Origin of the sequence: Actinosynnema sp. CS-041913 (assembly GCF_050942485.1) — a bacterium.
Taxonomy (GTDB): domain Bacteria; phylum Actinomycetota; class Actinomycetes; order Mycobacteriales; family Pseudonocardiaceae; genus Actinosynnema.
In genome coordinates, this window is record NZ_CP192037.1 from 8,577,602 (window position 1) to 8,590,004 (window position 12,403).

Annotated in this window: 11 protein-coding genes; 6 read left to right on the forward strand and 5 right to left on the reverse strand. The window is 70.5% G+C overall.

Going from position 1 to position 12,403, the window contains the following annotated elements:
• Positions 1 to 71 precede the first annotated feature (71 nt).
• From ACQPZF_RS38585 to ACQPZF_RS38595, 3 genes are all read left to right on the forward strand, one after another.
• Positions 72 to 992 (forward strand): DMT family transporter, encoded by a 921-nt coding sequence (locus ACQPZF_RS38585; RefSeq protein ID WP_433274914.1) that lies wholly within the window; start codon positions 72 to 74, stop codon positions 990 to 992.
• Positions 993 to 1,173: 181 nt separating this feature from the next.
• On the forward strand, positions 1,174 to 1,584 hold the full coding sequence (locus ACQPZF_RS38590; RefSeq protein WP_433265666.1) for an SsgA family sporulation/cell division regulator: 411 nt from the start codon (positions 1,174 to 1,176) through the stop codon (positions 1,582 to 1,584).
• 20 nt (positions 1,585 to 1,604) lie between these two features.
• Positions 1,605 to 2,978, forward strand: a complete 1,374-nt coding sequence (locus tag ACQPZF_RS38595; protein WP_433265668.1) for a serine/threonine-protein kinase — start codon at positions 1,605 to 1,607, stop codon at positions 2,976 to 2,978.
• Here ACQPZF_RS38595 and ACQPZF_RS38600 read toward each other — a convergent pair.
• Together ACQPZF_RS38600 and ACQPZF_RS38605 are read right to left on the reverse strand one after the other, a co-directional pair.
• Complete coding sequence (locus ACQPZF_RS38600; protein ID WP_433265670.1) at positions 2,975 to 3,640, reverse strand: response regulator; 666 nt, start codon at positions 3,638 to 3,640, stop codon at positions 2,975 to 2,977. The two genes, ACQPZF_RS38595 and ACQPZF_RS38600, sit on opposite strands and share 4 nt — an antisense overlap.
• A 16-nt stretch (positions 3,641 to 3,656) precedes the next feature.
• Positions 3,657 to 4,931 carry an ATP-binding protein gene (locus ACQPZF_RS38605; RefSeq protein ID WP_433265672.1) on the reverse strand — a complete coding sequence of 425 codons (1,275 nt, stop codon included), beginning with the start codon at positions 4,929 to 4,931 and terminating at the stop codon, positions 3,657 to 3,659.
• A gap of 111 nt (positions 4,932 to 5,042) precedes the next feature.
• On the opposite strand from ACQPZF_RS38605, the gene ACQPZF_RS38610 reads away from it, so the two are divergent.
• Positions 5,043 to 6,245 (forward strand): PspC domain-containing protein, encoded by a 1,203-nt coding sequence (locus ACQPZF_RS38610; protein WP_433265674.1) that lies wholly within the window; start codon positions 5,043 to 5,045, stop codon positions 6,243 to 6,245.
• Complete coding sequence (locus ACQPZF_RS38615; protein ID WP_433265676.1) at positions 6,238 to 6,441, forward strand: hypothetical protein; 204 nt, start codon at positions 6,238 to 6,240, stop codon at positions 6,439 to 6,441. The genes ACQPZF_RS38610 and ACQPZF_RS38615 overlap by 8 nt, the downstream gene beginning before the upstream one ends.
• Positions 6,442 to 6,939: 498 nt before the next feature.
• Here the strand turns inward: ACQPZF_RS38615 and guaA are convergent, their stop codons facing one another.
• Positions 6,940 to 8,508 carry a glutamine-hydrolyzing GMP synthase gene (gene guaA, locus ACQPZF_RS38620; protein ID WP_433265678.1) on the reverse strand — a complete coding sequence of 523 codons (1,569 nt, stop codon included), beginning with the start codon at positions 8,506 to 8,508 and terminating at the stop codon, positions 6,940 to 6,942.
• Positions 8,509 to 8,555: 47 nt separating this feature from the next.
• On the opposite strand from guaA, the gene ACQPZF_RS38625 reads away from it, so the two are divergent.
• Positions 8,556 to 10,001, forward strand: a complete 1,446-nt coding sequence (locus ACQPZF_RS38625) for an aldehyde dehydrogenase family protein (RefSeq protein ID WP_433265679.1) — start codon at positions 8,556 to 8,558, stop codon at positions 9,999 to 10,001.
• A gap of 101 nt (positions 10,002 to 10,102) precedes the next feature.
• On the opposite strand, the gene ACQPZF_RS38630 is transcribed toward ACQPZF_RS38625, so the two are convergent.
• Positions 10,103 to 11,401 carry an FAD-dependent monooxygenase gene (locus tag ACQPZF_RS38630; protein ID WP_433265681.1) on the reverse strand — a complete coding sequence of 433 codons (1,299 nt, stop codon included), beginning with the start codon at positions 11,399 to 11,401 and terminating at the stop codon, positions 10,103 to 10,105.
• Positions 11,398 to 12,357, reverse strand: coding sequence for an MBL fold metallo-hydrolase (locus tag ACQPZF_RS38635; RefSeq protein ID WP_433265682.1), 960 nt, complete (start codon positions 12,355 to 12,357; stop codon positions 11,398 to 11,400). Before ACQPZF_RS38635 ends, ACQPZF_RS38630 begins: the two co-directional genes overlap by 4 nt.
• Between the last annotated feature and the right edge of the window lie 46 nt (positions 12,358 to 12,403).

Here is a 12,403-nt window from a genome sequence, read left to right on the forward strand (position 1 = left end):
CAACCGTACAGCGCAGCTTAACGGTAGTGCAGTTCTATTCACTTGTCCTGATGGTTCGCTTCGCGCAGCATGTGGTCGTGAACAGACCCGGCACGCTGGTCAGGATGGGCGTCCTCGCCCTGTTCTGGGGTTCCAGCTTCCTCTGGATCAAGATCGCGCTGACCGGGCTGTCGCCGGTCCAGATCGCCCTGGCGCGCACCGTCCTGGGAGCCGCCGTGCTGGTCGTGCTCGCCTACGCGCAGGGCGAGCGGCTGCCCCGCGCCCGGAAGGTCTGGGGCCACCTGGCGTTCGCCGCCGTGTTCGGCAACGTCATCCCGTTCGTGCTGTTCGCGCTGGGCGAGGAGACCGTGGACTCCGGCGTCGCGGGTGTGCTCAACGCCACCACGCCGCTGTGGATGCTCGCGATCGGGCTGGCGCTGGGCTTCGAGCGGCAGCGCAACGCCGCCCGGCTCGTCGGCCTCGTGCTGGGCTTCGCGGGCACCCTGCTGATCTTCGCGCCGTGGCAGCAGGCGGGCCTGGCGAGCTGGGGCGCGCTGGCGTGCCTGGCCGCCGCCGCCTCGTACGCGGTGGCCTACACCTACATCGGCCGCACGGTGGCCGGCAGCGCGTCGGCGTTCCAGCTCTCCTCGACCCAGCTCGTCGCGGCGAGCGGGCTGACCCTGCTGGTGGTGCCGGTGGGCGGGCTGGAGCCGATGCACCTGGGCTGGCAGCCGCTGGTGGCGGTGGCGATCCTGGGCGTGTTCGGCACCGGACTGGCGTTCGTCATCAACTACCGGCTGATCGCGGACGAGGGCCCCACCAACGCCTCGACGGTCGGCTACCTGCTGCCCGTGGTGTCCGTGCTGCTCGGCGCGGCGTTCCTCGGCGAGGATTTGAACCTGCGCGTCGTGGCCGGCATGGTCGTGGTGCTGGTGGGGGTCGCGCTGACCCGCCGGCAGCCCGCCACGGCGATCATCCCGGTCGACCGGGAGCCGGCGACTACGCTCAAGTGACCTGCGATAACACTCGGTTACCCACTGGTACGGCCAGTTGAGACGAGCGGGGTGGGCAAACGGGTGGACCTGAGACCCAGGTCTCCCCCGATAGCGTGGTATTGGGCCGAACCACGTCCCGATCCGCCTCGTCGGACGTCTCCTCTCTGTGAGGGATGAACACAGGAAGGAACCAGGGGACATGAGCACCGACAGCATCACCACCAGGACGACGTTCCACCTCCTCGTCCCCGGCGTCGCACCGGCGCCGGTGGAAGCCGAGCTGCACTACGAACCGGAAGACCCGTACGCGGTCGCCGTCCTCTTCCACACCGGTCAGGGCAAGGTCGAGTGGATCTTCGCGCGCGACCTGCTGGCCGACGGCCTGCTCACGCCGTCCGGCGAGGGCGACATCCTGGTCCGCCCGGCCGCCGACGACCCCGAGCGGGTCCTGCTGGAGCTGAACGCGCCCACCGGGTTCGCCATCCTGTCGGCGCAGGCCGAGGCCATCGCCGACTTCCTGGACATGACGTACGACGTCGTCCAGCCCGGCGAGGAGGACCTGTGGATCGACTTCGACCGCGAGCTGGCCAAGCTGGTCTCGACCAACTGACCGGTCGCTAGTCTCATCGGGTGCACAGGCCCTTCGAAGGGACGTTAGGCGGCCGGTACCGGCTGGGTGAGCGGATCGGCGCCGGCGCCATGGGCATCGTGTGGCGGGCGCACGACCCCGTGCTGGACCGCGAGGTCGCCGTGAAGCAGCTCCGCTGGCCTGATCTGGCCCCCGCCGAGGCGGAGGTGGCCAAGGCGCGGGCCATGCGCGAGGCGCGCAACGCCGCCCGCCTGCACCACCCGCACGCGATCACCGTGTTCGACGTGGTGGTCCAGGACGACCGGCCGTGGCTGGTCATGGAGTACCTGTCCGCGCGCAGCCTGTCCGAGCTGCTGGCCGAACAGGGCCCCCTCAGCCCGGCCGAGGCCGCCCGGATCTGCGGGCACGTGGCGCAAGCGCTGGCGGCGGCGCACGCGGCGGGCATCGCACACCGGGACGTGAAGCCGTCCAACGTGCTGATCGGCCACGACGGCGCGGTGAAGCTCACCGACTTCGGCATCTCCCGCGCCACCGGCGACGGCACGCTCACCGAAAGCGGCATGATCACCGGCACGCCCGCGTACCTCGCTCCCGAGGTGGCGCGCGGCGAGGTGCCCGGCCGCGCGGCCGACGTGTTCTCGCTCGGCGCGACGCTGTACGCGGCGACCGAGGGGCGGTCGCCGTACGGCACATCCGACAACAGCCTGGCACTGATCTACCGGGCCGCGAACGGCGAGATCGAGCCGCCGACCCGGGCCGGCCCGCTGACCGCCGTGCTGACCCGCCTGCTGGCCGTGGACCCGGCACAGCGGCCCACCGCCGCCGACACCGCGCGGCTGCTGGCGAACCCGCACCCGCAGCCGAACCGGCCCGCGAACCCGCACCCGAACCGGCCCGCGGACCGGCCCCGTCCGGGCTGGCTCGCGCCCGCCGTGGCCGCGGCGATCCTGCTCGTCGTGGTGGGGACCATCACGGCGGTGTCGCTGAACTCGCCGTCCGCGGGTGTGTCGGGCCCCACGTCCACGTCCACACCGACCTCCACACCGACCTCTGCGCCGACCTCTGCGCCGACGTCCACGCCGGTGCAGCCGGGCGAGTACCCGGACGAGTACACCGAGGAGCAGGTCGGCGAGTTCGTCCGCGCCCACTACGCGCTGGTGGCGAGCGACCCGCACGCGGCGTGGCACAACCTGTCGGGGTCGTTCCGGCCCGACATCGAGGAGTACGCCTCGTTCTGGGGCCAGTACGACGGGCTCCGGGTGGACCACGTCACGGTGTCCCGGCCGAGCGCGCTGTTCAACGTCGAGGTGAGCCTGGCGTTCGAGCGGGCCGGCTTCGTGTCCGTGGGGCGGTACCGGCTCGGGGTCGAGCCGGTCGACGGCGGGCTGCTGATCGTCAGCTCGGAGCAGGCCTAGACCAGGCGGCGGTCCGACGCCCAGCGGGACAGCTCGTAGCGGTTGGAGAGCTGGGTCTTGCGCAGCACGCTCGACACGTGCGTCTCGACCGTCTTCACCGAGATGAACAGCTCGGACGCGATCTCCTTGTACGCGTAGCCGCGCGCCAGCAGCCGCAGCACGTCCCGCTCGCGCGGCGTCAGCAGGTCCAGCTCGGGGTCGCTGATCGGGGCCGCGCCGGGACGGTCGGCGAACGCGTCCAGCACGAACCCGGCCAGGCGCGGGCTGAACACCGCGTCGCCGTCGGACACCCGGACCACCGCGCGCACCAGCTCCTGGCTGGAGATGGTCTTGGTGACGTAGCCGCGCGCGCCCGCCCGGATGACCGCGATGACGTCCTCGGCCGCGTCGGACACCGACAGGGCGAGGAACACCACGTCGGGCAGCGCCGTGCGGACCTGCCGCAGCACCTCCGCGCCGCCGCCGTCCGGCATGTGCACGTCCAGCAGCACCACGTCCGGCTTCAGGTGGTTGATGCCGACCACGGCCTCGGCCACCGAACCGGCCTCGCCGACCACGTCCACCTCGTCGGTGATCGAGTCGAGTTCGGCCCGCACTCCCGCGCGGAACAACGCGTGGTCGTCCACCAGGAACACCCGCACCGCCGTCTTCTGGCCTGTCACGTCCTGGCCTCCGTGTCTAGTTCCCTGCCGCGCCGGGGTTCGGCTGGCTCCCGGCGGACGCCTTCCTCGGCATCATGAGCTGCACCTCGGTCCCCTCGCCGGGGGTGGTGCGCAGCCGGACTTCGCCACCGTGCCGGTCCATCCTCCCCCGGATCGAGTCCGCCAGGCCATGCCGGTCCTCCGGAACCAGGTCCGGGTCGAACCCCTTGCCCCGGTCGCGCACGAACACCGTCACCCGATCGGGCTCCACCTCGCCGTACACGCTGATCTCGCCGACGCCCGCGTGCTTGGCCGCGTTCACCACCGCCTCGCGGGCCGCCTGCACGACGGCGAGCAGGTTGTGGTCCAGCTCGCAGTCGCCCACCACGACCTGCTGGACGGTGAGCGCGAACTGGTCCTCCACCTCCCCGGACGCCTTCGCGATCGCGGCGGACAGCGTGGTCGGGCGGTCGGTCTCGTCCACGCTGCGCCCGTACAGCCAGTCCCGCAGTTGCCGTTCCTGGCCACGGGCGAGGCGCTTGACCTCGCGCGGGCTCTCGGACTGCTTCTGGATCAGCGCAAGCGTTTGCAGCACGGAGTCGTGCAGGTGGGCGGCGATCTCGGCGCGTTCCTCGGTCCGGATGCGGACCCGGCGCTCCTCGCCCAGGTCGTTGATCAGCTTGATCCACAGCGGCACGGTGAGCACCGCCACGCCGCCCAGCGTCGCCACCACGGCCAGCAGCGCGAACCGCAGTTGGTCGACGCCGTAGTTGCTGACCAGCAGCACACCGATGCCGATCGCGACCAGCGCCACCCCCGCCAGCACCCGGACGACGGCGGACCGGCCGGTGCCCAGGAACCCGGACTTCGCCCCGTCCCGCCACCGCCGGCGCTGCGCCTCGTCCGCCTCCCGCCAGACCACGGCCGCGCCGACCAGCGCCACCGCGAGCGGTCCGACGATCCAGCCGCTGACCGGCCCGGACAGCAGGCCGCTGATGACCGCCGCGCCGATGCCGAGCGCCACCAGGCCGAGCGCCTGCTGGCGTTCCTTGGGGTTGGTCGACGGCTTCTCGGGCGCGGACACGGAACGCTGCGGCACGAACAGCCACAGCAGGCCGTACGCCACCACACCGACGCCGTTGAGCGCGGTCAACGCGGCGAACGCCGCCCGCACCCAGAACACCTCGATGCCGAGGTGATCGGCCACACCCCCGGCCACGCCCGCGACCACCCGCCCGGACCGGCGCCTGCGCACCGGCTCGAAGGGCTTGGCCACCTGCTTGGCCGGGACGGTATCCACCTGCGAACTCACCCTCCGATCGTCACACGCGCGAGGACCTGTTTCATCAGGGTTCCACCCGATGCCCGGTTCAGGGTGCGCCCCCGATGCGCGACGGGCCTGTGGGGAAGCATGCTCGACACCGTGAGCGGGAACCTGAGCACAGCCGGCGTCGAAGAGACGCTGAAGGACTTCTGGGTCAGCCGGCCCAGGCGGCCACACGAAGGGCGCAAGGTCGCCGGTGTCGCCGCCGGTATCGCGGAGCGGTACCAGATCGACCCGGTCATCGTCCGGGTGGCGTTCGTGGCCATGGCGCTGTGCAACGGCGCGGGCATCCTCATCTACCTGCTGGGCTGGCTGTGGCTGGCGCAGAAGGACGACGAGGTGTCGGCGGCCGAGGCCCTGATCGGCCGGGGCCGCAGCTCGACCCCCGTGCCGCTGACCATCCTGCTGGGCCTCGCGTGCATCCCCGCGACCGGCTTCTTCGTGGACGGCGGCTTCACCATGGTCGGCGGCGTCCTGCTGTCCGTCGGCTCGATCTACCTGCTGCACCGCAACCGAGGCGCACTGAACCGCCCGACCGCCGTCAACGAGGTGAACCCCGTGGACCCGACCACCACCCAGACCACCAGATCGACACCCCCCGCCTGGGATCCGTTGGGCGCTGCGCCCTTCGCGTGGGACCTGCCCGAACCCACCCCCACGGTGGTGCCGGTGCAGCCGTCCCGCCCACCCCGACGACGCTCCCGCGTGGGCGGGCTGACGTTCGGCCTGTCCCTGGTAGTCCTCGCCGGCTCACTGGTGGCGTCGTCGTACAGCACCTGGTTCACCCCCACCCACACCATCGGCCTGGTGGTCGCCACCCTGGGCCTGGGCCTCCTGGTCGGCGCGTTCCGAGGCGGCGGCGGACGCGGCCTGATCGGCCTGGTCGTGCCCCTGAGCCTGGTCGGGGTAGCCATGACCAGCATCGACTTCGACACAATCGGCGACTCGGACCACGTAGGCGACGTGGCGGCCCGCCCCGCGTCGATCGAACAGGTCCAGGACCGTTACGACACGAACGCGGGCGAAATCACCCTGGACCTGACCGGCCTGGTGGCGACCGAACCGGTGAAGACCGAGGTGGAGGTCGGAGTAGGCAGCGTGGACATCCGCGTCCCGGCCAACGCCGACGTAGTGGTCACCTGCCACACCGGCCTGGGCTCGGTGGAATGCCTCGGCACGGAAAGCAACGGCCGGGACCGCACGGAGACCGTCACCGACCTGGGCCAGGACGGCAAGGGCGGACCGGAACTGGAACTGGATGTCAGGGCAGGAGTCGGAAAGGTGGTCGTGAGCCGTGGCTGACCAGGAACTGAGTGAAAAGCGTGGCATCGACGTAGTGGGCTTGGTCTTCGGGGCAGCAGCCCTCGTCGCCTCCGCCTACATGCTGTCCGACGGCGCCTCGTGGCCGGACTTCCTGGACCTGAGGTGGGTCCTGGCAGGCGGCGCAATGGTAATCGGCCTGGGCCTCTTGGCAGGATCGGCAAGACGACGCCGCTAGAAGCCAGAAGCCAAACGCAAGCGCCGAACACCAAAGCCTGCGCGAGCACACAAAAGGGGCCTCGTGTTCTCCCCGTATGGCCTGCCCGCAGGGAACCGCGCTTGTTCAGGGAGCGCAAGCACGCTTTTCGCTTGCGCTCCCTGAACAAGTGTGGTGGTCTTTGACCAGGCCATACGGGGAGAACACGACGCCTTGGCATTTCCTCCCCGGAGGCCTGCCAAGCGGCGAGCGTCGCTTTTAATCTTTTAAGACAAAAAGCGGTCGCGACTACTCATAGACGAAAAGCTAAAAGCGTCCTCGCCGGACAGGCAGGCCGCCAAGGATGTACACAAAAGCAAGACTCGGGCGTCGTGCCATCCCCGCATAACCTGGTCAAAGACAACCACCCTTTTCCTGGGAATGCAAGCGAAGAGCGTGCTTGCATTCCCAGGAAAAGCGCGGTTCCCTGCGGGCAGGCCATACGGGGATGACACGCAGCCCACCGACCGGTGTGTGGGGTTACTCCCACTCGATGGTGCCGGGGGGCTTGCTCGTCACGTCGAGCACTACGCGGTTTACTTCTGCCACTTCGTTGGTGATTCGGGTCGAGATGCGTTCCAGCACGTCGTAAGGGAGTCGGGTCCAGTCTGCGGTCATCGCGTCTTCGCTGGACACCGGCCTGAGGACGACCGGGTGGCCGTAGGTTCGGCCGTCGCCTTGCACGCCGACGCTTCGGACGTCGGCCAAGAGCACGACCGGGCACTGCCAGATGGTTCGGTCGAGGCCCGCGCTGGTCAGTTCTTCCCGGGCGATGCCGTCTGCCTTGCGGAGGATTTCCAGGCGTTCCGCCGTGACCTCGCCGATGATGCGGATGCCGAGTCCCGGGCCTGGGAAGGGCTGGCGTTGGACGATGGTTTCCGGCAGGCCCAGTTCGGTGCCCACGCGTCGGACCTCGTCCTTGAAGAGTGCCCGCAGCGGTTCCACCAGGGTGAACTGCAAGTCGTCCGGCAGGCCGCCCACGTTGTGGTGGCTCTTGATGTTCGCCGTGCCCGCGCCGCCGCCGGACTCGACCACGTCCGGGTACAGGGTGCCCTGCACCAGGAACCGGTAGTCGCCTTCGGCCTTCAAATCCCGTTCCGCCTGTTCGAAGACGCGGATGAATTCGCGGCCGATGATCTTGCGCTTCTCCTCCGGGTCGGTGACGCCCGCCAAGGCGTTCAGGAAGCGTTCGCGCGCGTCCACGGTCACCAGCCGGACCCCGGTCGCGGCCACGTAGTCGCGTTCGACTTGGGCGCGCTCGCCCGCGCGCAGCAGACCGTGGTCCACGAAGACACAGGTCAGACGGTCGCCGATGGCGCGTTGCACGAGGGCCGCCGCGACGGCCGAGTCGACGCCGCCGGACAGGCCGCAGATGGCCTTGCCGTCGCCGATCTGCTCGCGGATTCGGGTGACCTGCTCGTCCACGATCGAGGACGTGGTCCACTGCGGGCGGATGCCCGCGATCTCGTGCAGGAACCGGCGCAGGACCTCTTGGCCGTGGGGCGAGTGGCCCACTTCCGGGTGATATTGGACGCCGGCGAAGCGGCGTTCCCGGTTCTCGAACGCGGCCACGGGGGCGCCGTCGCTGGTCGCGGTGACGGTGAAGCCGTCGGGGGCCTCGGTCACGCAGTCGCCGTGGCTCATCCACACCGGGTGGGTGCCGGGCAGCTCCTCGTGCAGCAGGCCGCCGTTCTCCGTGACGCCCAGCTCGGTGCGGCCGTACTCGCGGGTGCCGGTGTGCTCGACGGTCCCGCCGAGCGCTCCCGCCATGGCCTGGAAGCCGTAGCAGATGCCGAACACCGGCACGCCGACGTCGAACAGCTTCGGGTCGACCTGGGGCGCGCCCGGCTCGTACACACTCGACGGGCCGCCGGACAGGACGATCGCCGCCGGGTCCTTGTCCAGCAGTTCCGCCACGGTCGCGGTGTGCGGCACTACCTCCGAGTACACCTGCGCTTCCCGTACCCGACGGGCGATTAGCTGTGCGTACTGCGCACCGAAGTCGATGACCAGAACTGGGCGGCTGCTGCTCTCAGACACGGCTGACATCGTCTCAGACCTGCACCGGATCCTCAGAACGGCCTAGGTTGTGGCCTATGGACGCGATTACCCCGCAGCCACGACCCTGCTGGATCGCCGGACACCCGGAGCAGGGCGCGCAGGCCACCACGGTGTACCACCCGTTCGACGGAACGGAGGTGGCGTCGGTCGCCGTACCCGGTCCTGACCAGGTGGAACGGGCGGTCGCGGCGGCGGCTGCGGTGGCCAGGGAGTTCCGCCGCACACCCGCGCACGTGCGCGCCCAGGCGTTGCTCCAGGTGTCCCTCAAGCTCGCGGAGCGGGCCGAGGAGATCGCCGAGACGATCACCGCCGAGAACGGCAAGCCGCTCAAGTGGGCGAACATCGAGGTGACGCGGGCGGTGAACACGTTCCGGTTCGCGGCCGAGGAGGCCCGGCGGTTCGCCGGGGAACTTCAGCGGCTCGACACCGACGCCAACGGCGAGGGGCGGCTGGCCCTGGTGCGGCGGATCCCGCGCGGCCCGGTGCTGGCGGTGGCGCCGTTCAACTTCCCGCTGAACCTGGTGGCGCACAAGGTCGCGCCCGCGCTGGCGGTGGGCGCGCCGGTGATCGTGAAGCCCGCGTCGGCGACGCCGCTGTCCGCGCTGCTGCTGGGTGAGCTGCTGGCCGAGACGGACCTGCCCGAGGGGGCGTTCTCCATCCTCCCGGTGCGGGGCTCGGACATGAAGTCCCTGGTCACGGACGAGCGGCTGCCGGTGATCTCGTTCACCGGGTCGACCGGCGTGGGCTGGTCGTTGACGGATTCGGCGCCGCGCAAGCACGTGCTGATGGAGCTGGGGTCGAACTCGGCGGCGATCGTGTGCCCGGACTGGCCGGACCTGGACTACGCGGCCTCGCGGATCGCGACGTTCGGCAACTACCAGGCGGGGCAGTCGTGCATCGCGGTGCAGCGGGTGCTGGTGCACCGGGACGTGGCGGCGGAGTTCGTGCCCAAGCTGGTGGCCGCGGTGCGGGCGTTGCGGACCGGCGACCCGCACGACCCCGAGGTCGAGGTGGGGCCGTTGATCGACGAGGACAACGCGCGGCGGGTCGAGGAGTGGGTCGCCGAGGCCGTGTCCGGCGGGGCGACGCTGCACGTCGGCGGCGGGCGGTCTGGGACGTCGGTCGAGCCCACCGTGGTGCAGGACGTGCCGGTGTCGGCCCGGCTGTGGCACCAGGAGGTGTTCGGGCCGGTGTTGGCGGTGTCCGTGGTGGACTCGGTGGGCGAGGCGTTCGAGCGGGCCAACGCCACCGACTACGGGTTGCAGGCCGGGGTGTTCACGCGGGACGTGACGGTGGCGTTCGAGGCGGCGGCCGAGCTGGAGGTCGGCGGGGTGATCATCGGCGACGTGCCGTCGTACCGGGCGGACCAGATGCCGTACGGCGGGGTGAAGGGCTCGGGGACCGGGCGTGAAGGCGTGCGGTCGGCGATGGTGGACTTCACCGAGGAGCGGACCATGGTGCTGACCGGCATCGCCCTGTGATCAGCTCGCTCGTTGATCAACTCGGTGGCCGATCAACTTTCTGCTGGCCAACTTTCTGTTAACCACTCTTCTGCTGATCACGTCCGGTCCGGGCCGTCGGCTCACGCCGGGTTCAGGCCGTCGGTGAAGCCCTTGGCCCGCCGGAGGGCGATGTCGGAATCGGTCCCGACGGCGGCGAGGTGGCCGTCGGGGCGGATCAGGACGTCGCCCTCCACCGTGAAGCCGGGACCGAACCTCTTGCTGTCGCGCGCGAGTTCGCCCGTGCAGCCGGGACTGGTGAGCGGCGAGTCGCGGTAGGCGAACGGCTCGAACAGCCGCCCCGAGTCGATTTTCCCGGTGTCGCCGCGTTCCAGCACGTCCAGCCGGTTCGCCCGCTCGGCTTCCGTTGCCGGCACGAGGAAACGCATGGTGTCGCCGGTGACTCGCAGGTTCTCGTCGGCCGCCGCGCCGCGTTCCTGTTCGTAGGACGGCAGCAGCGCAGGCCCGGCCGCACCCCGGCGGTCCAGCGCGATCTTCCACGTCGCGTTGTCCGCGTCGCAGATGCCGGAGTTCAGGCCCCGTGCGCCGAACGGGCTCATCACGTGCGCCGAGTCGCCGACGAGCAGCACGCGGCCGTCGCGGAGCTTCGTGGCGCGGCGCTGGTGGAAGCGGTAGGTGGACTGCCACAGCACCTCGTACGGGCGGTCGCCGGTGATCTCCCGAATGTGCTTGTCCTCCAACCGGAACCCGGCAGGCACCTGCCAGTCGACCCGGTAAACGCCGTTCGGCTGCGGGTGCAGGAGCACCTGGCGACCGGGATTCCAGACCGGGTCGAAGTAGAACAGGCGTTCCGGCTCCCGCCGGCCGAGGTCGAACCTGATGTCGGCGATCACGAACAGGTCGTCGAACGAGTGCCCTTCGAAGCCGATGCCGAGCAGGTCGCGCACCGTGGACTTGACGCCGTCAGCGGCCAGGCAGTGCGAGCCTTCGTACGTCGTCGTTTCCGTTGTGACACGGACGTTGTCGCCTTGCCGGAGGTCTACGACCCGTTGCCCGTAACGGAGTTCGATCAGCGGTTCCGCCCGGACGCGGTCCTCCAGGATGCGTTCGACGTCGGTCTGCGGCGTGTTGACGAACGGCGGAAAGCCTTGCCGCTTCGGCAGTTCGACGGTCATGACCTCGCGGTCCCGGAAGAACGTGCGACCGCGGTACCAGGTCACCCCGGCGTCCACGACGGCTTGGCCCGCGCCGACGCGTTCCAGGATGTTGAGCACGTCGTGCTGCACGCAGATCGCCCGGCTGCCCACGGCGACGCGTTCCCCGGCCGCCTCCAGGATCACGCTCGGCACACCCGCGCGGGCCAGCAGCAGCGCGGCCGTCATGCCGACCGGGCCCGCGCCGATCACCAGCACCGGGGTCACTGCAACGCCGCCCACACCTCGCGGTCCCGTTCGGCGGTCCAAATTCGGGGCCAGTCCACGCCTTCGCACTCGTCCCAGTACCGCTGCACGTCGAACGGCAGGCAGTGCTCGAAGATCGGCCACCGGCCGTAGCGCGGGGCGAGCGCCTCGTGCGCGGCGGCGAACGCCTCGGCCACCGTGCCGCCGCCGACGTGCACGGACCCGACCGTGCGCCGCAACTCGTCCAGGAAGTGGCGGGACTGCGCGATGGCCGCGTCCACCTCGCCCCGGTCCCGCGCGACCGCGCCACGCCCGCCGACCAGCACCTCCGCGCCCAACGCCCGCACGTTGTCCAAAGTGGACGTTGCCCAGTCGTTGTGGAACGCGTCCCCGGTGTACAGCGCGGCCTGTGACTCCACCAGGTCGCCCGCGAACAGGATCCGCTGGTGCGGCAGCCACGCCACGATGTCGCCGGCGGTGTGGCCACGTCCGCAGTAGCGCAGTTCGAGGTCGCCCCGGTCGCCGCCGAGCGGGATGGTGAGCCGGTCGGAGAACGTCAGCGTCGGCCACGTCAGGCCGGGGATCGAGGCGGGCTCCTCGAACAGCCGCGGCATCCGGCCGTACTCGCTGGCCCAGTCCTGCGCGCCGCGTTCGGCGATCAGCGTCCTGGTCAGCTCGTGCGCGATGATCTCGTCCGCCCCGAACGCAGCGGCGCCCAACGTCCGCACCGCGTGGTAGTGGCTCAGCACCAGGTACCGGACGGGCTTGTCGGTGTGCTCGCGCAGCATGTCCAGCCAGCGCCGCGCGGCCACCGGGGTGGCTCTGGCTTCGATGCAGACGAGGAAGTCCTCGCCCTCGATGGCGCCCACGTTCGGGTCACCTTCGGCGGTGAGCGCGTAGACGCCCTCCGCGAGCTGGACGAACACCTCGTCCTTGGGTGCGAGGTCGGCACTGGACGCAAACGGCTTCGCTGCCACGCCTCCCACCATAGGACGGGCGTGGCGGCCGTGTCGCTGCGAACTC